We start from the raw sequence: 21707 nt of genomic DNA on the forward strand, positions 1-21707 counted from the left end.
CCGCCACCCACCCAGCCAGGGAGCACTCCCCCATGCCCACCGATTTCCCGGTCTTCCCGCCCGGTTTCCGTTTCGGCGCCGCCACCGCCGCGTACCAGATCGAGGGTGCCCACGACGAGGACGGCCGCGGGCCGTCCATCTGGGACACCTTCAGCCACACCCCGGGCCGCACCGCCGAGGGCGCCACCGGTGACGTGGCCTGCGACCACTACCACCGGCACGCCGAGGACGTACGCCTCCTCTCCGACCTGGGCGTCGACTCCTACCGCTTCTCCGTCGCCTGGCCGCGCGTCGTCCCGCAGGGCCGCGGCGCGGTCAACGGCAAGGGCCTGGACTTCTACGACCGCCTCACCGACGACCTGCTCGCCGCCGGCATCTCCCCCGCCGTGACCCTCTACCACTGGGACCTCCCCCAGGCCCTGGAGGACGAGGGCGGCTGGCGCAACCGCGCGACGGCCGAGGCCTTCGCCGCGTACACGGCCGCCGTCGCCGAGCGGCTCGGGGACCGCGTCGAGCGCTGGATCACCCTCAACGAGCCCTACTGCTCGGCCTTCGTCGGCTACGCCGAGGGCCGGCACGCCCCCGGCGCGCAGGAGGGCACCGGCGCGCTGGCCGCCGCCCACCACCTGCTGCTCGCCCACGGCCTGGCCGTGCGCGCCCTGCGCGAGGCGGGCGCCCGCGAGGTCGGCATCACCCTCAACCTCGACCGCATCGAGTCGGCGAGCGACTCCGCCGCGGACCAGGCCGCGCTGCGCCGGGCCGTGACGCTGCACAACGACACGTGGACCGAGCCGCTGTTCTCGGGCCGCTACCCCACCGGCGAGGCCGAGACCTGGGGCGCGCTCGCCGACGGCTCGTACCGCCGCGAGGGCGACCTCGAGGTCATCGGGGCCCCGCTGGACTTCGTGGGCCTCAACTTCTACCGCCCCCTCACCGTCACCGACGCCCCGCACCGCGAGGCCGACCCGGCCCGCCGTACCGCCGTCGACATCGGTGTGCGGGAGACCGACCCGTACGGGACGCGGCACACCACCATGGGCTGGCCCGTCGTGCCCGAGTCCTTCACGGCGCTGCTGCTGGAGCTCAAGGAGCGTTACCCGTCGCTGCCGCCCGCCTTCATCACGGAGAACGGCTCGGCCGAGGCCGACGTCCTCTCCCCCGACGGCCGCGTCGACGACGCCGACCGCGTGGCCTACCTCCGCGACCACCTCCACGCGCTCCTCGCCGCGATGGACGCGGGTGTGGACGTGCGCGGCTACTACGTCTGGTCGCTGCTGGACAACTTCGAGTGGGCCCGTGGCTACGGCCAGCGCTTCGGCATCGTGCACGTCGACTACGACAACGGCGCCAAGCGCACGCCCAAGGCCAGTTACGGCTGGTACCGGGACCTGATCGGCGCCCACCGGGCGGGACGGCAGGAGCGGTCGTGAAGTTCACCGACGGCTTCTGGATGATGCGCCCGGGCGTCACGGCGAAGTACGCGGCCTCCGTCGCCGACGCCTCGGTCGCGGACGACCGGATCGTCCTCCACGCGCCGGTGAAGCCGGTGCGGCAGCGCGGCGACACGCTCAACAGCCCGCTGCTGACGGTCGAGTGCTGGTCCCCCGCCGAGGGCGTGATCGGCGTGCGCACCACCCACCACGCCGGGAAGGCCCGCCGCGGCCCGGAGTTCGGCCTGGCCGGCGCCGGGGACGGCGGCACGGGGAAGACCGCCCGCGACGGCTCGGTGCTCGAGCTGACCTCGGGCGAACTGACGCTGCGCGTCGACACCTCCGCCCCGTGGCGCCTGGACTTCACCGCGGGCGGCCGTGTCCTCACCTCGGCCGGCGCCCGCGGCACGGGCTTCGTCACCGACGCCGACGACCGGCACTTCATGGTGGCCCAGCTGTCGCTCGGGGTCGGTGAGCTGGTGTACGGCCTGGGCGAGCGTTTCACCCCGTTCGTGAAGAACGGCCAGACCGTGGACATCTGGCAGGCGGACGGCGGCACGATCAGCGAGCAGGCCTACAAGAACGTCCCGTTCCACCTCACCAACCGCGGCTACGGCGTCTTCGTCAACCATCCCGGCAAGGTCTCGTACGAGGTCGGCTCCGAGGTGGTCGACCAGGTGCAGTTCAGCGTCGAGGACCAGTCGCTGGAGTACTTCGTCGTCCAGGGGTCCACCCCGAAGGAGATCCTGGCCCGCTACACGGCCCTCACCGGCCGCCCCGCGCTGCCGCCGGCCTGGTCGTTCGGCCTGTGGCTGTCGACCTCCTTCACCACCTCCTACGACGAGGCGACCGTCAGCCACTTCGTGCAGGGGATGGCGGACCGCGGAATCCCGCTGAGCGTCTTCCACTTCGACTGCTTCTGGATGCGCGAGTACCAGTGGAGCGACTTCACCTGGGACGCGGAGGTCTTCCCCGACCCCGAGGGCATGCTCGCCCGTCTCAAGGAGCGCGGGCTGCGCGTCTCCGCCTGGATCAACCCCTACATCGCGCAGAAGTCCGCGCTCTTCGCGGAGGGCATGCGCGAGGGCTACCTCGTCATGCGGCCGAACGGCGACGTGTGGCAGTGGGACCTGTGGCAGCCGGGGATGGCGCTGGTCGACTTCACCAACCCCGCGGCCCGCGCCTGGTACGCGGAGAAGCTGCGCGCGCTGCTGCGGCAGGGCGTCGACGTCTTCAAGACCGACTTCGGCGAGCGCATCCCGGTCGACGTGGTGTGGCACGACGGCTCCGACCCGGAGCGCATGCACAACTACTACGCGCAGCTGTACAACCAGGTCGTCTTCGACCTGCTGCGCGAGGAGCGCGGCGAGGGCGAGGCGGTGCTCTTCGCCCGCTCGGCCACCGCGGGCGGGCAGCAGTTCCCGGTGCACTGGGGCGGTGACTGCGAGTCGACGTTCACGGCGATGGCGGACAGCCTGCGCGGTGGTCTGTCGCTCGGCCTGTCGGGCTTCGGTTTCTGGAGCCACGACATCGGCGGCTTCGAGGGGACGCCGGACCCGGCGCTGTTCAAGCGATGGGTGCAGTTCGGCCTGCTGTCCTCGCACAGCCGGCTGCACGGCAGCAGGTCCTACCGCGTGCCCTGGGAGTTCGGCGACGAGGCCGTCGCCGTCACCCGCGACTTCACCCGCCTGAAGAACCGCCTCATGCCGTACCTGTACCGGGCCGCACTGCAGGCCCGTGACCAGGGCACTCCGATGATGCGGGCGATGGTGCTTGAGTTCCCCGACGACCCGGCCTGCCACCACCTCGACCGGCAGTACATGCTCGGCGACGACGTGCTGGTCGCTCCGGTCCTCAGCGCGGACGGCGGGGTCGAGTACTACGTCCCGGCCGGCACCTGGACGCACCTGCTGACCGGCGAGCGCGTCGAGGGACCGGGCTGGCGGCGCGAGACGCACGGTTTCGACACGCTCCCGCTGCTGGCGAGGCCCAGCTCGGTTGTGCCGTTCGGCGCCTTTGAGGAGGGCCCGGAGTACGACTGGGCCGACGGCGTCACCCTGCGGGTGCACGCCCCGGCCGACGGCGGCGAGACGATCGCCACCGTGCCCGCACCGGACGGCACGGCGGCCGCCGTCTTCCGGGTAAGCCGTACGGGTGACACGGTCACGGTCGAGGCCCGGGGCGAGCGCCCGCCGGCCACGCCGTGGAACGTCCTGCTCGTCGGTGCGGACGACACGGACGGGGCCGAGGGCGCCACGTCGGCCGAGCGCACCGGGCTGGGCGTGCTCCTGACGTGCGCCGCGGGAACCGGACGGGTGACGGCGCGCTGGTCGTAGCCACGCGCCGGCCGTGAGGGGCCGCGCCCGAAGCCCTCGGTGGCTACGGGCGCGGCCTCCGCCCGGCGGCTACGGGCGCAGGCTCAGCCGGCTGCGGATGGCCCGGACGGCGCCCTCGGCGTCGTCCACGGTGACGGTGAAGTGCCGGCCGTTGCCGAGGTCGATGACGACACCGGGCCCGCGGCGGACCACGACCGCGGTGCCCTGTTCCGGCCGCCAGCGGTAGCCCCAGCCGCCCCAGTGGCGGGGGCTGACGACGGGGGCGAGGTGCGCGTCGTTGATCTCCTCCCACCGGAACCGCCGGCGGGGCACGCCGATGTGGCCGCAGAGCACCTGGAGCCCCTCGCGGTCCACGTTCACGCGGACGTGCGTGAACGCGACCGTTCCGAACAGCACCAGCAGCCCCGCTGCGATGCAGCCCACGACCGACATGACCAGCGGCACCGTGCCCGAGGTGTAGGGCGAGGCCACGGCGAGCTCGATGCCGAGCGCCATGCAGGCCGCTCCCGCGGCCGCCAGCAGCCACTGGAAGCGGTTGCTCGCGTGGCCGGTCCACACCTGGGATGTACGCGCGTCGTCACGCTGCGCGTCCGTCATAGTCCGCAGCCTACTCATCCCACGACGAGTTGGCACCGTTCCACGGAGGGGAAATGGGGGGACGCCGCCCGGGGGCGCGTCCGGGCGGTGTCAGCGCGCCTCGGCCGTGGCGGGGGTCACTCCGGCGTCGAGGGAGCGGCCCTCGGCGTAGGCCTGCGCCTCGGGCGTGACGGCGCCCGCCCGTCCGCTGAGGATCACCGCGAGGCTCCCGGTGGACGCCGCGTCCGGGCGCGGCTCGGCGCCGATCCGCCGCAGGGTCTGGGCGGCGACGGCGTCCGCCGAGCCGTACAGCCGGGCGGGACCGGCCAGGGCGGACAGGATGCGGTCGGCGACCAGCTCGTAGTGGGTGCAGCCGAGGACGACCGCCTCCACGTCGGAGGGGGTGAGCGCGGCCGCGGCGGCGATGGCGGTGGCGGTCGCGGCCTCGTCGGCCCGGTCGACGGCGTCGGCGAGGCCGGGACACGGCACCTCGGTGATCTCGGCGCCGTTGCCGAATTCCTCGATCAGCCCGCGCTGGTAGGGGCTCCCGGTGGTCGCCGGGGTCGCCCAGATCGCGACCTTGCGGGCCCCGGCCGCGGCGGGCTTGATCGCCGGGACGGTGCCGACGACCGGGATGCCGGGTTCGAGCGCCGCGCGCAGCGCGGGCAGGGCGTGCACCGAGGCGGTGTTGCAGGCCACGATCAGCGCTTCCGGGCGGTGCTCGGCGGCGGCGAGGGCGCAGGCCAGGGCGTGCGCGGTGACGTCCTCGGGGGTGCGCGGACCCCAGGGCATGCCGTCGGGGTCGCTGGAGAGCACCAGGTCCGCGTCCGGCCGCAGCCGGCGGATGGCCGCGGCCGCGGCGAGCAGGCCGATACCGGAGTCCATCAGCGCGATCTTCACGGGGGACAACCCTACGCGATGCGATTGTCGGCCCGCTCTGCGGCCGTACCGGGGGAAATGACGCACGCGGGAGGGCGACGGCGGCAGACTGCGGGGGTGACGTGGCTGACGTGGGTGACCATGGTGTCGTTGCTGTCGTGGGTGTGGCTGCTGCTGGCGCAGGGGGCGTTCTGGCGGACGGACGTGCGGCTGCCTGCCGTCGCGGCGGAGCCCCGGGAGTGGCCGGACGTGGCGGTGGTCGTCCCGGCGCGGGACGAGGCGGAGGTGCTGCCGCGGAGCCTGCCGAGCGTCCTGGCGCAGCGCTACCCGGGACGCGCCGAGGTGGTCCTGGTGGACGACGGCAGCAGCGACGGCACCGGGGAACTGGCCCGTGCGCTGGCGGTCCGGGTGGACGGGCTGCCGCTGCGCGTGGTGACCCCGGGGCCCGTGCCGGAGGGCTGGACGGGGAAGCTGTGGGCAGTGCGCCACGGCATCGAGGTGGCCACCGCGTCCGGCGGCCCGGAGTTCCTGCTGCTGACGGACGCCGACATCGCGCACGGCCCCGAATCGCTGCGCCACCTGGTGGCCGCGGCGCAGGCAGGCGACCTGGACATGGTGTCGCAGATGGCCCGGCTGCGGGTCGCCACGGCCTGGGAGCGGCTGATCGTCCCCGCCTTCGTCTACTTCTTCGCGCAGCTGTACCCGTTCCGCCGGGTGAACCGGCCGCGTGCCAGGACCGCCGCGGCCGCCGGCGGATGCGTGCTGATCCGCCGCACGGCGGTGGAGCGGGCGGGCGTGCCCGACACGATCCGGCACGCGGTGATCGACGACGTGGCGCTGGCCCGCGCCGTCAAACGGTCCGGCGGGCGGATCTGGCTGGGCCTGGCCGATGAGGTCGACAGCGTCCGCCCCTACCCCGGCCTCGCCGAGCTGTGGCGGATGGTCTCGCGCAGCGCGTACGCGCAGCTGCGGCACAGCGCGGTCCTCCTCGCCGGCACGGTGCTCGGCCTGCTGCTGGTGTACGTGCTCCCGCCGCTCGCCACGATCGGCGGGGCGGTCACCGGTGACCGCTCGCTGTGCGCGGCGGGCGCGGCGGCGTGGGCCCTGATGTGCGGCACCTACCTACCGATGCTCCGCTACTACCGGCTGCCGCCGTGGCCGGCGCTGCTGCTGCCGTTCACGGCCGTCCTCTACCTGCTGATGACGGTCGACTCGGCGGTGCAGCACGGCCGGGGCCGTGGGGCCGCGTGGAAGGGCCGCACCTATACGCGGCCGCGCCCCGACGACGCCTCGGCGTAGACGACGGCGAGCCGGGCGCCGACGGCTGCCGTGCCGTAGCGGCGCCGGGTGCGGTCGGCGAGGGCCGCGGGACGGCGCGCGGACAACCGGGCGGCGGCCTCCACGAGCGCCCGGCCGAGTGCGGGGGCGTCACCGGGTGGGGCGAGCACCCCGCCGTCGTGCCCGACGAGTTCGGGGAGCGCGCCGGTGCGGGTGCCGACGACGGGGGTGCCGCAGCAGAGCGCGTCCAGGGCGCGCACGCAGAAGCTCTCCACATGACTCGCCACGAGGAAGAGGTCGGCGTGCGCGACGGTGTGCAGCGCCTCGGCGCGGCCGCGGGCCCGGCGCACCGTGACGAAGTGGGCCACTCCGCACTTGCGTATCAGCTCGCGCACGTCGCCGGGGAGTTCGGCGGACCCCTCGGCGATGACGTCCAGCCGCAGCCGCGGGTCCTTGACCCGGGCGCCGGCGAAGGCGCGCACCAGCACCTCCCAGCCCTCGTGCGCCTCGAAGCGCCCGGCGGCCGCCACCCGCACCGGGTCCTGGCTGATCCGGGTGCGGGCGGGCACCGGCGGCAGTGCCTCGGGGCCGACCGGGTGCGGCACGAGGCGGTGCCGGCCCGGGAGGCGGAGTTCCCCGAGCCGCAGCAGCAGTGCGTCGCTGACCGCGAGGACGGCGGCGGCCTCGCGGTAGATCCGCACGCGGGACCGCCGCGCGGGAAGACCGGGGAGCGGGCGCGTGGGGTGGCCGAACAGTGACGGGTCGTCCTCGCTCAGCACGTAGGGCAGCCCCGCGGTCCGTGCGAGCCGGGGCAGCAGTCCCCCGGCGCCGGGCACATGGCCGTGGATGAGGTCGAACCGGCCGCACTCGGCCGCTTCGTGGCGCAGCACGCCCTCGACGCGGCCCGCGGTGATCCGGCGCGCCACGGCGCCGCCGTGGGGGACGGCGACCTGGTAGTGGTGCGGCCGCTCGGGGTCGCGGCCGGCGTAGGGGACCCCGCGGACGGCGGGCAGGGTCAACTCGCGGACGGCCACCACGTCGACCACGTCGGCGACGGTCGCAGCGGCCTTGTGCCATTCCTCCGGCCGCGCCGGCCGGTTCTGCCCGAAAAGCATGGCGACGCGCATGGCCCACTGTGGCATATCGGGGGCCTCCCGGGACGAAGTTCGCCGGAGTCACGGAAACGCCGCGTTCCTCCTTCGTGCGGGTGACCTGTTGGTGCGTGAGAGTGCCGGTCCCGTCACCCTCCGGCACCACCCGGCCGGGTGCTTCCCCGCGCCCGTGTTCCTGCGTGACGAGCGGTAACGCCCCAGGCCCAGCGCCTTTACGCGATCCGAACGGCGGCCACGGACCGATTTCCTCCGATTCGCTCGCAATAGGGGTCAGCCGTCACTCACTGCACATGAAATGACCTGCTAATCGGTCTCCCCAACCAGCACATCGTGGGCTTAACTTATGGGCTATGACCTCCCCCCGCGGTTCTTACGGCGGTGGCTACTACACGTCGCCGTTCTTCCCCGACACCCCCATCTACGACAGCCTGGTCGCAGAGCGGGGCACCCCTCAGATCGCGCCGATCCGCGTACCGTCCGCGTACGACACCGGCAGCAATCTCCCGGCCCTGCCGGCCGCGCTCCCCGCGCTGCCGCCCGGCCCCTCGCAGTACTCCTCCGCGCCGAGCACGCCGTCGTACTCCGGCTACTCGGCGCCCGGCTACCAGCAGCCCCAGCTGCAGCAGGCGCCGGCGCCCTACATCCCGCAGCAGGCCACCGCGCCCCGGCCCGCCGCCTTCAACGGCGGGTACCAGGCGCAGCAGGCCCCGCAGCAGTACCAGGGCCCGGCCGGCTACGAGCAGGTGCGCCCCGCCGCCGCGCCGCGTCCGGCGCCGCCGCGCCCCGTGGCGCCCAGCGACTACGACGAGCAGCCGTACCAGCGGCGCAACCTCGGCCAGGGCTACTACTCCGGCTGACGCCGGCGGGCGGCCCGGTCCCCGCCGACGGGTGACCGCGCCGCCTGGCACGATGGCGGAATGACGACTCCGACGCCGACACCGCGCCTCAGCTCCCTGCACGTCCACCCCGTCAAGTCGCTCGGTGGACAGCGGTTGTCCGAGGCGCTGGTGGAGCCGTGGGGGCTCGCCGGAGACCGCCGGTGGATGCTCGCCGACGCTGCGGGACGATGCGTCACGCAGCGGGAGCAGCCCCGGCTGGCCCTGGCACGCGCGGAGTCGTCCCCCGGTGGTGGGCTGCTGCTGACCGCCCCGGGGATGCCGTTGCTGGACATCGACGCACCGGGACCGTCCACGACGGTCCCGGTGCACATATGGGGCGACAAGGTGGAGGCCGTGCCCGCGGGAGACGCGGCCGCCGCCTGGTTCAGCACGTACCTGGGCACGGAGGTCACCCTCGTCCACCTCGACAACCCGGCCCGCCGCCGCCCGATAGACCCGGACTACGCGCGCCCCGGTGAGACCGTCAGCTTCGCCGACGGCTTCCCCCTGCTCGTGACGACCGAGGCCTCGCTGGCCGCCCTCAACGCCCTGATCGCCGCGGGCGACCACCCCGGCGAAGGCCCCCTTCCGATGGACCGCTTCCGTCCCAACGCCGTCATCGCGGGGACCGGCCCCTGGGCCGAGGACACCTGGACCCGGATCCGCATCGGGGAAGTCGAATTCCGCGTCGTGAAGCCCTGTGGGCGTTGCGTGGTGACGACGACGGACCAGCGCACCGCGGCCCGTGGCCGGGAACCCCTGCGCACCCTCGCGCGCCACCGCAGATTCGGGGGCAGACTGGTTTTCGGACAGAATCTCGTGCCCGTACGACCCGGAACACTCCGGGTGGGAGACGCGTTGTTGATGGTGGAGTGAACGCGTCCCGAGACCGCGGCACGGTCCGGGCACCGGACGGGTGCCGGCGTGAGATGGCCCCCTCCCGCTCGGTCCATGCCGCGCATGTGCCGTGCCATGTGCGGTACTTGGACGGTGAAGGGGGTGCGGCCCGATGGCGGCCACGCACGTGCGGTGGTGGCGTTGGCGGAAGAACAGCCTGCGCCGCCGTTCCGACGTGTTCGAGGCCTGCGCGGGGGTCGCGGCGGGCTGCGCCATCGTCCTGGGGGCGCCGGCCGCGGGGCTGGTCGCCGGGCTGGCCGTGGACCACTCCCTCCAGCACACCGTCGGCGTCGAGCACGCCACCCGCATCGAGGTCGGCGCCCTGGTGCTCAAGGCCGGGCCGCGCGAGGCCGCCGACCCCGACCCCGAGTCCGGCCACGTCCGCGAGGAACGCCGTGACGCCGTGGTCCGCTGGACCGCTCCGGACGGGCAGGTCCACACCGCCCAGGTGCGCGTGGCCGCCACCCACGACAAGGGCGACCACCTCACGATGTGGACCGACAAGTCCGGTGCCGTGCCCGTGCCCCCGCCCCTGGACACCCGGTCCGCCACCACGCATGCGATGCTCGCCGGGATCGGCACCTTCCTCGGCGCGAGCGTGCTGGGGTTGATGGGGCGCCAGGTGCTCATGTGGCAGTTGATGCGCCGCAGGCTCGCGGAGTGGGAGCGCGAGTGGGCCGCGGCCGGGCAGAGCTGGGGCCGCGCCGGGGCGGGCGGCTGACCACGCCGGATACGTACGCCGGTGCCACGGATCATCCGCAATCGGCCTCATCCGCCCGGTTCCATCAGGTGATCCATCGGCATCGGGTGCTGGCGCGCGCCCCGCGCGCGCTACCGTTGAGGCCCCCAGGTCGGCGCAGTGCAAGAGGACGGGGCAGAGCATCTCCATGGCACAGGGCGTGGTTCAGGTGACGCACACCAGCAGCTCGCGGTGGCGCCGCCGCACGGGAGAGTACGAGAGCCTCGCCGCGGCCCTGGATGCGGCCGCCGAGGGCGACGTGCTCTCGGTCAACCCCGGGACCTACCGGGAGAACCTCGTCGTGGAGAAGGCCATAACGCTCCGCGCGGCCGAGGGGCCGGGCTCCGTCCGCATCGCCCCGCCGGCCGGTGTCGCGCTGACCGTACGGGCCGCGGCGACGGTCCAGGACCTCTCCGTCGAGGGGCAGGACACCTCCGCCGCCGCCCTCCTGGTCGAGGGCGCCGCACCCGAACTCACCGGACTGCGGGTCAGCACGCGGTCCGCGGTGGGCATAGAGGTCCGCGACGGGGCACGGCCGACCGTGCGCCGCTGCACCGTCGACAACCCGGCCGGGCTCGGGATCAGCATCCTGGAGGCCGCGGGCGGGCTGTTCGAGGACTGCGAGGTCGTGGCCGCGGGCCAGACCGGCATCTCCGTACGCGGCGGAGCCTCCCCGCGGCTGGAACGCTGCCGGGTCCGCAACGCGTCCGGGGCGGGACTCGCCCTCACCGGTGAGGGCACCGTGGCCGAGGCGGTCGGCTGCGAGGTGTACGAGGTCAAGGGCACCGGCGTACAGGTCGCCTCACGCGCGGCCGGCCATCTCACCGAGTGCCAGGTGCACCGCACCACCGGCGACGGCATCACCTTGGACACCGACGCCGCCCTGACCCTCTCCGACTGCGACATCCACGACATCCCCGAGAACGCCGTGGACCTGCGCTCCCGTTCGGTGCTCACCCTCACCCGCACCACGGTGCGGCGCTTCGGCCGCAACGGCCTGTCGGTGTGGGACCCGGGCACCCGGGTGGACGCCAACCAGTGCGAGATCCACGACAGCCAGGGCGACTACCCGGCGGTCTGGGTCAGCGACGGGGCCGCCGCCGTCCTCGACTCCTGCCGCCTGCACGACGTGCCCGACGCCTTGTTCGTGCTCGACCGGGGCTCGCGCGCCGACGTGGTCGACAGCGACATCTCCCAGGTCCGCAACACCGCGGTCTCGGTCAGCGACGGCGCCACCGTGCAGCTCGACGACTGCCGCATCCGCGAGGCCTCCACCGGTGCCTGGTTCCGCGACCACGGCAGCGGCGGCACGCTGTCCGCCTGCACCATCGACGACACGGCGACCGGGGTCATCGTCACCAAGGGGGCCGATCCCACGCTGGAACGGTGTGTCGTGACCAACCCGGCCGAGGCCGGGTTCTACGTCTCCGCGGGCGGCCGCGGGACCTTCACGGGCTGCCGGGTCACGGGCAGCCGGGGCTACGGCTTCCACATCATCGACGGCTGCCGCTCCACGCTCACCCGCTGCCGCACGGAGCGGTGCGCGCGCGGCGGTTACGAGTTCGCGGAGCCGGGCCCGGTGACGGAGGACTGCACCGGGGACCAGAGCGGTGAGCGCCGCACCGTGCCGGAGTCGTCGTCGGGTGTGCCGGCTCCGGCGGGTGAGCGGCAGCCCGCGCCCACGTCGTTCGGGCTGCTCGGCGGACTGCCCGTGACGCCGACCAGCACCGCCGGGCCCGCGGCCGTGCCCGCGCCGGCCCCGGCCGGGGACACCCGTCCCTCGGACGAGGTGCTGGCCGAACTCGACGCGCTGGTGGGCCTGGAGAACGTCAAGCGTGAGGTGCGCTCCCTGATCGACCTGATCGCGGTGGGCCGCAGACGCCGCGAGGCCGGCCTCAAGGCCCCCTCCCCGCGCCGCCATCTGGTCTTCACCGGCTCCCCCGGCACGGGCAAGACGACCGTCGCCCGGCTCTACGGCGAGATCCTGGCCACCCTGGGCGTGCTGGAGCGCGGCCACCTGGTGGAGGTGGCCCGAGTCGACCTGGTGGGCGAGCACATCGGCTCGACCGCCATCCGCACCCAGGAGGCCTTCGAACGCGCCCGCGGCGGGGTGCTCTTCATCGACGAAGCCTACGCCCTGGCCCCCGAGGACTCCGGCCGGGACTTCGGCCGGGAGGCGATCGACACCCTGGTGAAGCTGATGGAGGACCACCGCGAGGCCGTCGTGGTGATCGTCGCGGGCTACACCGCGGAGATGGAACACTTCCTGTCCGCCAACCCCGGTGTCGCCTCCCGCTTCTCGCGGACCATCACCTTCGACGACTACACCCCCGTCGAGCTGCTGCGGATCGTGCGGGCCCAGGCCGAGGAGCACGAGTACCAGCTCTCCGAGGACACCGGCGAGGCGCTCTACAAGTACTTCACCGCGATCCCCAAGGGCCCGGCCTTCGGTAACGGCCGCACCGCGCGGCAGACCTTCGAGGCCATGGTCGAGCGCCACGCGGGCCGGCTCGCCCGGATCAGCGAGCCCAGCCACGAGGAGCTGCAGTTGCTCTACCCGGAGGACCTCCCCCCGCTGCCCTGACCCTGCCCGGGCAGCACTCCCTCCACGTTGCGGTACAGCCAGCGGAGCAGCGCCCCGCGCTCGGCCGCGAAGGCCGGGTCGGCCTGGTAGTCGAAGTGGGTCAGCAGGGGCGCGGGCAGCGGGTGTTCCTCCGTCCGGCCGTACGCCGCAGGATCGGGCAGCGGCGCCCGGTCGACCGGTGGCCCGGGCTCGTCGAGGTGCACCGGGCCGCCGATCGGATCCGTACGCCGCCACAGATTGCGCCAGGCGTGCAGCTCGCCGTGGAGCGAGGTCAGCGCGGGGGGCCCGAAGTAGGCGGGGAACCAGCGCCCGTACAACCGGCCCAGCGGCGAGCCGTAGGTGAGCAGGGCGATCCGCGCCCGGGTCGCCGGATCCAGCTGCCAGACCGCCGCCGCGGCCAGGACGCTCCCCTGGGAGTGCCCGGAGAGGATGATCCGGCCGTGGTTGGCCCGCGTCCAGGTCGTCATGCGCCAGGTCAGGTCCGGCACCGCGCGCTCGGCGTAGCAGGGCGGGGCGAAGGGATGCGCGGCGCGCGGCCAGAAGGTGCCGACGTCCCAGAGGATGCCGACGGTGCGGCGTGCCCCGGCGTCGCGGTAGGCCCTGCGGCCGAGGGCGATCAGGGCCACCACCCCGGCGCCGACCAGCCAGGAGCCCAGGGCCTGGGCGGTCTCCGCGGCCGTGCGCACCCATCCGGGCGGGTCGGCCCCGGCCCGCCCGGGAACGGCACCGCTCAGCCAGGCCCCGGCGAGCGCCCCCGCGCCCAGCAGGAAGGCCACCGTCCCGATGACCCCTATGAACAGGGCAGCCTGATCGGTGAGTTCGGCCCTGGCCCGGGCCAGGGCGATCTGGCGGCTGCGCGCCGGCTCGTGCTCCTCCCCCGGATAGTCGGACTCCACCTTCGGCACCAGCGCCCGCGTCCGGCGCAGCAGCCTCCTGCCGCGCGCGACGACCACCACGGCCAGCACCAGCAGCAGCAGCGGGATCGCCGATGCCTGCCAGGACAGCAGCACGGGCGGCCCGGCGACGGCTCCGTCCCCGCCGCCCGGCGTGGCCCCGCGGTCCAGCCAGTCCGCGACCCGCTGGGCGATCCCTCCGGTGAGCACCCCGCCGAGCGAGCACGCGAGCAGGGCCACCGCCGGCCCGCCGAGACCTCGCAGCTCCGCCCGCCCGCCGCCGGAGCGGTGCATCAGATGCGCGACGCATGCCAGCGCCACGAGCAACAGCCCCTGTGCCAGGGCGAGCCAGCCGAAGGCCTCCCCTGCGGGCAGCCGCCCGCCGGCGTTCCATCCCGGCCGGTGCCAGCAGGCGTATCCGGCCGTGGCCAGCAGCGCGGCGGCCGCCCCGCCCAGCATCGCCCGGGCGAGCCGTGGATCCAGGGCCTCGTCCGGCGCGTGCTCGCTGCGTCCCATGCCGCAGGTCACGGCGATCGCCGCGACGGTCAAGCCGGCCAGGGCGCCCGTCAGCAGCCAGCCGACCGCGGCGAGTATCCGGATCCCGCCGACGTCCATGTCCCTTTCGAGCGGCGGGACGACCAGGGCGACCGCGACCGTGAGCAGCCCCGCCGCCGTATGGGCCGCACGGAGCCTGGCGACCAGCCGCCGCCCGTACCAGAAGCCTCGCCGGGCCAGCGGCGTGACGTCCGGCCCCTCCCGCTCTTCCGGATGCGGGCCCGGCAGGGGCCGCTGGGACTCGTAGGCGTACCAGGTGCGCCGGGAGAGCCACCACAGCAGCAGGGTCAGCCCGACGGGCAGCGCGGCCCCGGCGGCGATCCGGCGCCCCGGCTCGCCGGCGGCGAGGAACGACAGCCAGCTCTTCCCGCCCGCACAGGCCGCGTTGCCCGCGCACTGCCAGGCCACCAGGTCCATCGCGACCTCGCAGGCCGCCGCCACCAGCAGCACCGTCAGCGACAGCGCCAGCAGCCGCACCAGCACGTCGTACGCCCGGTCCAGGCGCGGCCGGGAGACCGGCGGCCGCATCCAGTGCGCCAGGTTGGCCACCATGAAGGGCAGCAGGAGCAGCCACAGCGCACGACTGCCGTCCCCGGACGTCAGATTGCACCAGGAGTAGGCGTCGGGCACCGGGCCCTCGCCGTACTCCTGCGGACGCCGCTCCGCGTCGGCGTCGTCGGCACGCCGGTAGATCCCGGCGGTGTCGTCACCGCAGACGCGCGTGATGCGCGGGTCGTTGAGCATCGTCTGCGGCGTCGTCCCGCCGACGCCATGGACCAGCAACTCCAGCGCCAGTTCCGTCCTTACCGTATCCGACCGCATCGCGATCGCCTCCCCGTACTTTCCCCGTGACGCGCGTACGGCATCGCGCGTATTCAGAATCGGGCACACGTACCAGTACGGGACAGAGGTGTTCACGAATGCCACCCGAACGTGTCACACGCGGTACGTGTGGGACCGGTCACCCCGCGCCCTTCGTCCCCCGTCCGGCGGGGGCGGTCGTGGAAGGATGGCGAGACTGCCGGTCCGGGCAGCATCGGGATCACATCAGAGGATGGGACGGGACCTCGGGTGAGCGACAACCAGAACCTGCTCGCGGAACAGCGGCGTGCGCTGATCCTGGACGAGGTCCGGCGCCGCGGCGGGGTCCGGGTCAACGAGCTGACCCGGAAGCTGAACGTGTCGGACATGACCGTCCGCCGCGACCTCGACGCGCTCGCCCGTCAGGGCGTGGTCGAGAAGGTCCACGGCGGCGCCGTGCCGGTCGCCCCCGCCAGCAGCCACGAGCCGGGCTTCGAGGCGAAGGCGGGTCTCGAGCTCGGGGCCAAGGAGGCCATCGCGCGCGCCGCCGCCCGCCTGGTCACCCCCGGCAGCGCCATCGCGCTCACCGGCGGCACGACGACGTACGCCCTGGCGCAGCACCTCCTCGACGTGCCCGACCTCACCGTGGTCACCAACTCCGTCCGCGTCGCCGACGTCTTCCACTCCGCGGCCCGCGGCGCGGGCGGCGGCCGCGAGGGCGCCGCGACCGTCGTCCTCACCGGCGGTGTGCGCACCCCCTCGGACTCCCTCGTCGGCCCCGTCGCGGACCGGGCGATCGGCTCGCTCCACTTCGACCTGCTCTTCCTCGGCGTCCACGGCATCTCGGTCGAGGCCGGCCTGTCCACCCCCAACCTCGCCGAGGCGGAGACCAACCGGCGCTTCGTCCGCTCCGCACGCCGGGTGGTCGTCATCGCCGACCACACCAAGTGGGGCACCGTGGGCCTGAGCTCCTTCGCCACCCTGGAGGACGTGGACACCCTCGTCACCGACGCGGGCATCCCCGAGGTGCTCCGGGCGGAGATCGCCGAGCACCTGTCGGACCTGATCGTCGCCGGCGAGCCCGGGGAGGCCGAGCCGGGCGGCGCCTTGCGCGAGAGCCCCGCAGACAACTGACGGGGCATCAACTACCGTACGGTCCATGACCCGCCGACTGCGCCCCACACGTCAGGTGGACCTGGGCTTCCTCGCCTCGGCGCCGCTGCGTCTCGTCTTCGCCGCCGACGTCACGGCACCGCCCGACGCCGTGCACGCCGCCCTGGCCAAGGACACCGAGGGCTGGACGGCGTGGTTCGGCGCCGTCACGGCCGCCGTGCCGACCGCCACGGGCCGTGCGATCGGGCTCCGGGCAGGAGTGCGCTTCGAGGAGACCGTCCTCGCCGACGAGCCCCCGCGGCGCTTCGCCTACCGCGTCGACGCCACGAACGCCCCGGGCCTGCGCGCCCTGCTGGAGGAATGGGCGCTCTCCCCCACCCCGGGCGGCGGCACCCACGTGCGCTGGACCTTCGCCGCCGACGGCCCCCCGCCCCTGCGCACCTTCCTGCTCCTGTCCCGCCCGGGCCTCGGCCTGTCGTTCCGTTCCGCGGTCCGCTCGCTGGACCGCCGGCTGGCCTCCTGAACGGGCCTCCCGGCGGGGCCGGGGCCTCAGGTACGGGAGACGGTGCCGCAGCCCTCTGACCCCGTCCGCTCGGCCTCGAGGTCCCTGCTGCGGTCGTAGGGGTCCACGGTGGGCCCCGACCGACCGGGGTCGTCACCCGGCGAGGCGCCGGAGGCGAACTGCGGGTGGAGCCAGCCGTCGTGGACGGAGCAGGCCGTGTTGGCGACGTCGTCGACGTACAGGGTGATCGCGAGCTTGCCGGGGGTCACCCGGTAGCGGGACGGGTCGGGGAACTCCACGTCCAGGATGCGGCGGATGATCGTCCGGGCGACCTCGGTGGAACCGGACCCTGCCTGCACCAGGGGGTACACGAAGGTGTAGTCGGCGTGGACGACGACGGCGCGGTCCTTGCCCTTCGCGAAGGTCATCCGGCCGCGGGTCTTGACCACGTCTCCCGCCAGGGCGACTTCGGAGGGCTTGAAGCGCACCGCGAGCCGGAGCGGGTCGTTCTTCTCGGTCGGCTTGCGGAAGGCCGTCTCGAACCGGGTGCGCAGGTCGCGCTGGCTCGGATCGATCATCCCCAGGGCGGCGTCGGGCCGTTCGCCCCGAAGCGTCGCGGGGTTCAGGTTGGTGTCGACCAGGTACGCCTTGACGTTCTTGAGGGCCGCCTTCACCTGCGCCGACGTCATCCAGCCGGCCGACCGCGCCTTCGGCGGGACGATCCCCGCGGCGCCGTCGGCGTACTGCTTCGCCGGGGAGCCGGCGAACGGGTCCCCGAGCGTGGGCGTGCCGGGGAACGCCTCCTTCGACGGGGCGCTCGTCGGCCGCGCGGTCTCCGCGGGGAGCGGCGAGGGGGCCGGGGCCGCGCTGCCGCGCATCGCGTCCAGCGCCCAGCCCGGGTTCAAAGCGAACAGCAGCACCCCGACGGCGACGAGGACGCCGACCAGCCCGAGCCACCGGCGGCGCCGGTGGCCGCGCGCCTCGACCGCGTAGACCGCCGGGCCGGTGCGCCAGCCCTCGGGCTGCGCGGGCGGCGGGTTGCCGCGCCCTTTGCGCTTGGTGCGGCGCGCCGCCTCCGCGTCCTGCTGCCGCAGTCGCTCGGTGACCATACGGGCCCGCGCCGAGGGTTCCTTGGGCGCCGACGCGCGGATCTCCGCCTCGCTGTCCTGGACGAACCGCTCCCAGACGTCGTCGGGCACGGAGGGGACGTCGTCGGGGGGCGGTGGAGTGGTGGTCACCGGAGGCTCTTTCACAAGATCGGACTGACAGGCCTTTCTATAACCGAACGCAGTTTCCCCACAAGCCCCGTCGGCCCCGGGACCACCGCCTCACCGGTACTCCGCGAGCCGCGGCCGCACACCGACCACGACGAGGGCCGCGGCGATGCCGAGGACGCCCGCGGGAACGGCGGGCCAGCCGTCGAGCGCGGAGCGCGCGGCGTCCGTGCGCACGGTGAAGTCGGCCTGCTGTTCCTGCGCGAGGACGTCCAGGGTGGTCGAGAAGTCCCAGAAGTCGAACCCCACCTCACCGCGTCCGACGTCCGTGAGCACCACGGCCGCCTCGTCGATCCGCTGGCCGGCCATCAGCTCGACGAGCTTGCGGTCGTCGGCGCGGAAGTGCCCGTAGCGCTCGTTGACGTCGGCGTACGCGGGACGCTCGTCCGCCGCGGCCCAGCCGTCGGGGGCCAGCAGGCCGTCCAGCCGCCGGTTGAGCGCGTCGAGTTCGGCGCGCTGCTGCGGCTCGGCGCCGTTGACGAGCCAGCGGCTCTGCGTGGCGGCGGCCTCCGCGGCGACCGCGCGGGCCTGTGCGAGCCGGGACCAGGGGCGCAGTCCGTCCCGGGTCCCGGCGTCGAGGTCGGCGGCGGCGCCGGTGAAGGAGAACACGCCGGCGAGGGTGACCCCGAGCGCCGCGGTCGTGGCGGCGGCCAGCGCCGGGTTGAGGACACGGCGGTAACGGCGGGTCAGGTCCCGCTGCCACCACAGGAGCACGGCGACGGCGACCAGGCCCAGCAGCCCCACGGTCACGGCCGAGCCCACGGCGGCGTCCTGCGCGGTGCGCGACGCCGCCGTGGCCTGCGCGTCGTAGGCCTTCGCCAGGGTCGCGACCTTGGGCAGCAGGTGGCTGTGCATGATGTCGCCCGCCTCGGCGGAGAAGGCGACGGCGACCACCGGCGGGTGGCCCGCGGCCCGCTCGTGGTGCTGCTCGTCGACGTAGGCGGCACGACCGCTGGCGTCGTCGTAGCGCCCGAGCAGGTCGAGGATGCCGCGCACCTGCGCGGCATGGGCCTCGTCGCCGCCGAGCTGCCGGAGGAGGTCGCTGGCCTGGGCCCGGCGTTGCTGGGCGGTGATGAGTGCGAGGAGGCGGTTGCCGACCGACACCTCGGGGTCGTCGACCGCGTGGCCGGGCACCAGCTGGTTGGCGCGCTGGGCGTCCAGATCGGCCAGGGCGAAGCGGAGTTCCGCCGTGACGGCGGCGCGGTGCGCGGAGGTGTCGCGCAACTGCTCGGCGTCCGACCGTACGGTGACGGCCCCGACGACCACGGCGAGGCACAGGGCGAGGACGGCCACCAACGCGGCGGTCGCCTGGACGACCAGGCGCGCCGGGGGCGGCATGCGCCGGCGCCGCGCCTGGACGGGCGGTACCGGCGCCCGGCGCACCGGCGGTGCGGCCGCACCGGGCGCGGGGGTCGGCGGCGCGACCGCCGGAGGCGCGACGTGAGAGATCGTCATATCCGGACGCTAAGAGCGCCCGTGGAAGGGAAGGCGGTACTCCGGCGGACTCCTGGTGACCACGACGTAACAGAACGGAACGGGCGGACCGCGTCAGTCCGGCCAGGTCCCCGCCGTCAGGAAGGTGTCGATGGTGACGGCGTACGGCGTGACGTCCAGGCCCTGTCCGGTGACCCAGGCATCGGAATAGTACTTGTCCAGGTACCGGTCGCCGGGGTCGCACAGCAAGGTGACGACACTGCCCGTGCGGCCCGCCGCGAGCATCTCCGAGACGATCTTGAAGGCGCTCCACAGGCCGGTGCCCGTCGATCCCCCGGCCTTGCGCCCGATGGCCGCCTCCAGGGCGCGGACCGCCGCCACCGACGCCGCGTCCGGCACCTTCATCATCCGGTCGATGGCACCGGGCACGAAACTCGGCTCCACCCTCGGGCGGCCGATGCCCTCGATCCGTGAACCGCGGTCGCAGCACACGGAGTCGTCGCCGCTCACCCAGCCGTCGAAGAACACCGAGTTCTCCGGGTCCGCGACGCACACCAGGGTTTCGTACTGCATGTAGTGGATGTAGCGGGCGAGGGTGGCCGAGGTCCCGCCGGTGCCGGCGGTGGCCACGATCCACGCCGGGCAGGGGTTCCGTTCCAGGCGCAGCTGCTGGTAGATCGACTCGGCGATGTTGTTGTTGCCGCGCCAGTCGGTGGCGCGCTCGGCGTAGGTGAACTGGTCCATGTAGTGGCCGCCGGTCTCCTCCGCGAGGCGGGCGGAGACCTCGTAGACCGTCCGCGGATCGTCCACCAGGTGGCACCGGCCGCCGTGGAACTCGATCAGCCGCTGCTTCTCCCAGCTGGTGGTGCGCGGGATCACGGCGATGAACGGCACGCCGATCAGGGCGGCGAAGTACGCCTCGGACACCGCGGTCGAACCGCTGGAGGCCTCGATGACGGGCTTGCCCGGCCGGACCCAGCCGTTGCACAGGCCGTAGAGGAACAGCGAACGGGCGAGGCGGTGCTTGAGGCTGCCGGTCGGGTGGGTCGACTCGTCCTTCAGGTAGAGGTCGATGCCCCAGGCGTCGGGGAGCGGGAAGCGCAACAGGTGTGTGTCGGCGGAGCGGTTGGCGTCCGCCTGGACCCTGCGCACGGCCTCTTTCAGCCACCCCCGGTAGTCCGGGTCGGTCCGGTCCACGTCGACGGTGGGCATCGCCTCCGCCGGCCTCGCACGGTCTTCGCGGTCGCCCTTCTCGCTGCTGTCCACCTGCGCCGCCTTCCGTTCGCGCCTGTCTCCCGATCATAGGCAGGCGCTGGTGCCACGCCCCCCGGAGCGGGCAGACTTCGAGCGGACGAAGGAGGGGATGCGCCGTGGCCGAAGCGGAGTTCACCGCCACAGGGGTGCGGATCGGACGGCGGCTGCGGTCGCTCACCCGGGGCGGGCAGGTCCTGATCCGTGACGGCCGCCTGGTGCTGCTCACCAGCCGCGGGCGGGAGATCGACAGCGCCCCGGTGGAGGACGTCCACGCCCTGACCCCGCGGTTCGCGGTGCGGCGCCGCACCCTGACACGGCTCAACGGCACCGGCTACCTGCTGACCCTGCGCACGCAGGGCGCGGCGTCCGCGGGCCGCTTCCTGGACGCCCTGCGCACGGCCCGGGAGCGGGTCGCTCGCCGCTGAGCCGAACGGAACGGCACTCTCCGCGTTCACGGAGTTGCGGTAAGCATCCATCGGGGTGATCCTTGAGTGGCGTCACGGAGTCACTGCAGCAGTCACTCACAGCAATCCCGCAAAGGTGTTCCCAACCATGCGGGCGGGGCATGCCCCGATCACAGGGGCGCGCCCTCACCGCGGAGGGAGTCGCAGCCGTGATCAGCTCAGAAGGCAGTAAACGGCAGTGTGCCCTGGAACTTGAGGCACTGCCGTCCCGGATCCAGCAGGTACGCCGCATCGTCGCCGCTCAACTGCGGTACTGGCGGCTGGACCCCCTGATCGACCCCACTCTGCTGGGCATCACCGAACTGCTCGGCAACGTCCACCGGCACGCCCGGCCGGACAAGCGCTGTTCCGTCGAGCTGAGTTTCGCCTCCGGCTGGCTCACCGTCGCCGTCTCGGACAATGATCCGCGCCTGCCGCGGGTCCGCGAGTTCGAGCCCCTGGCCACCTGCGGCCGCGGCCTCGCCATGGTCGTGTCGATGAGCGACAGCTGGGGCACCGAGACCGTCAACGACGGTGGCAAGGTCGTGTGGTTCACGCTCCGGGCCGAGGCGACGGTCTCGTCCAGGGCGATGACCGAGCAGGTGTCGGCGACAGTCGTCCGCAAGGTCGCCCCGCGGACGCTGCCGGTGCTCCCCGAGACGCCGGAGGCCTGGGCCCCGGTACTCGATCGGCTGGTCCCGGCCGCGGCCGAACCGGTGCTGGTCTGAC

The 21707-nt window shown here is 73.9% G+C and carries 18 protein-coding genes; 11 read left to right on the plus strand and 7 right to left on the minus strand.

The features are described 5' to 3' along the window. The first annotated feature begins 32 nt into the window (after window positions 1-32). Window positions 33-1430: a GH1 family beta-glucosidase gene (locus PV410_RS13390; RefSeq protein ID WP_500324329.1), complete on the plus strand. Its 1398-nt coding sequence runs from the start codon at window positions 33-35 to the stop codon at window positions 1428-1430. Continuing rightward, complete coding sequence (gene yicI / locus PV410_RS13395; protein WP_500324330.1) at window positions 1427-3766, plus strand: alpha-xylosidase; 2340 nt, start codon at window positions 1427-1429, stop codon at window positions 3764-3766. Before PV410_RS13390 ends, yicI begins: the two co-directional genes overlap by 4 nt. Window positions 3767-3835: 69 nt before the next feature. Here the strand turns inward: yicI and PV410_RS13400 are convergent, their stop codons facing one another. Beyond that, window positions 3836-4363, minus strand: coding sequence for a hypothetical protein (locus PV410_RS13400; protein ID WP_499510680.1), 528 nt, complete (start codon window positions 4361-4363; stop codon window positions 3836-3838). 90 nt (window positions 4364-4453) lie between these two features. Continuing rightward, on the minus strand, window positions 4454-5242 hold the full coding sequence (locus tag PV410_RS13405) for a glutamate racemase (protein ID WP_500324331.1): 789 nt from the start codon (window positions 5240-5242) through the stop codon (window positions 4454-4456). A gap of 120 nt (window positions 5243-5362) precedes the next feature. Between PV410_RS13405 and PV410_RS13410 the strand changes: the two genes are divergently transcribed. Continuing rightward, on the plus strand, window positions 5363-6520 hold the full coding sequence (locus tag PV410_RS13410; protein WP_500324490.1) for a glycosyltransferase: 1158 nt from the start codon (window positions 5363-5365) through the stop codon (window positions 6518-6520). Here PV410_RS13410 and PV410_RS13415 read toward each other — a convergent pair. Next, window positions 6484-7641, minus strand: a complete 1158-nt coding sequence (locus PV410_RS13415) for a glycosyltransferase (protein ID WP_500324332.1) — start codon at window positions 7639-7641, stop codon at window positions 6484-6486. The genes PV410_RS13410 and PV410_RS13415 overlap by 37 nt on opposite strands. 320 nt (window positions 7642-7961) lie before the next feature. Here PV410_RS13415 and PV410_RS13420 point away from each other — a divergent pair, with 320 nt between their 5' ends. The 4 genes from PV410_RS13420 (at window position 7962) to PV410_RS13435 (ending at window position 12709) form a co-directional block, all read left to right on the plus strand. Further along, window positions 7962-8468, plus strand: coding sequence for a DUF6643 family protein (locus PV410_RS13420; protein WP_500324333.1), 507 nt, complete (start codon window positions 7962-7964; stop codon window positions 8466-8468). A 60-nt stretch (window positions 8469-8528) separates the two neighbouring features. Next, complete coding sequence (locus PV410_RS13425; RefSeq protein ID WP_500324334.1) at window positions 8529-9365, plus strand: MOSC domain-containing protein; 837 nt, start codon at window positions 8529-8531, stop codon at window positions 9363-9365. A 133-nt stretch (window positions 9366-9498) separates the two neighbouring features. Further along, complete coding sequence (locus tag PV410_RS13430; protein ID WP_500324335.1) at window positions 9499-10107, plus strand: Rv1733c family protein; 609 nt, start codon at window positions 9499-9501, stop codon at window positions 10105-10107. Window positions 10108-10273: 166 nt separating this feature from the next. Next, the gene (locus PV410_RS13435; RefSeq protein ID WP_500324336.1) at window positions 10274-12709 is read left to right on the plus strand and encodes a right-handed parallel beta-helix repeat-containing protein; all 2436 of its coding nucleotides are present in this window, start codon (window positions 10274-10276) and stop codon (window positions 12707-12709) included. Here the strand turns inward: PV410_RS13435 and PV410_RS13440 are convergent. Continuing rightward, complete coding sequence (locus tag PV410_RS13440; RefSeq protein WP_500324337.1) at window positions 12679-14979, minus strand: hypothetical protein; 2301 nt, start codon at window positions 14977-14979, stop codon at window positions 12679-12681. The two genes, PV410_RS13435 and PV410_RS13440, sit on opposite strands and share 31 nt — an antisense overlap. Window positions 14980-15228: 249 nt before the next feature. On the opposite strand from PV410_RS13440, the gene PV410_RS13445 reads away from it, so the two are divergent. Further along, window positions 15229-16092: a DeoR/GlpR family DNA-binding transcription regulator gene (locus PV410_RS13445; protein WP_500324338.1), complete on the plus strand. Its 864-nt coding sequence runs from the start codon at window positions 15229-15231 to the stop codon at window positions 16090-16092. Window positions 16093-16117: 25 nt separating this feature from the next. After that, window positions 16118-16594, plus strand: coding sequence for an SRPBCC family protein (locus tag PV410_RS13450; RefSeq protein ID WP_500324339.1), 477 nt, complete (start codon window positions 16118-16120; stop codon window positions 16592-16594). A 26-nt stretch (window positions 16595-16620) separates the two neighbouring features. On the opposite strand, the gene PV410_RS13455 is transcribed toward PV410_RS13450, so the two are convergent. From PV410_RS13455 to PV410_RS13465, 3 genes are all read right to left on the minus strand, one after another. After that, window positions 16621-17811, minus strand: coding sequence for a hypothetical protein (locus tag PV410_RS13455; protein ID WP_500324340.1), 1191 nt, complete (start codon window positions 17809-17811; stop codon window positions 16621-16623). 90 nt (window positions 17812-17901) lie between these two features. Next, entirely contained in the window at window positions 17902-19302 is a 1401-nt protein-coding gene (locus PV410_RS13460) for a GlnX family signal transduction membrane protein (RefSeq protein WP_500324341.1), read from the minus strand. Between the two features lie 93 nt (window positions 19303-19395). Beyond that, complete coding sequence (locus PV410_RS13465) at window positions 19396-20493, minus strand: PLP-dependent cysteine synthase family protein (RefSeq protein WP_500324492.1); 1098 nt, start codon at window positions 20491-20493, stop codon at window positions 19396-19398. Between the two features lie 158 nt (window positions 20494-20651). On the opposite strand from PV410_RS13465, the gene PV410_RS13470 reads away from it, so the two are divergent. Continuing rightward, window positions 20652-20960, plus strand: coding sequence for a hypothetical protein (locus tag PV410_RS13470; RefSeq protein WP_500324342.1), 309 nt, complete (start codon window positions 20652-20654; stop codon window positions 20958-20960). 188 nt (window positions 20961-21148) lie between these two features. After that, the gene (locus tag PV410_RS13475; RefSeq protein WP_500324343.1) at window positions 21149-21706 is read left to right on the plus strand and encodes an ATP-binding protein; all 558 of its coding nucleotides are present in this window, start codon (window positions 21149-21151) and stop codon (window positions 21704-21706) included. Window position 21707 lies beyond the last annotated feature (1 nt).

The organism is Streptomyces sp. PA03-5A, from assembly GCF_033792725.1.
In the GTDB taxonomy this organism is placed as follows: Bacteria; Actinomycetota; Actinomycetes; order Streptomycetales; family Streptomycetaceae; genus Actinacidiphila.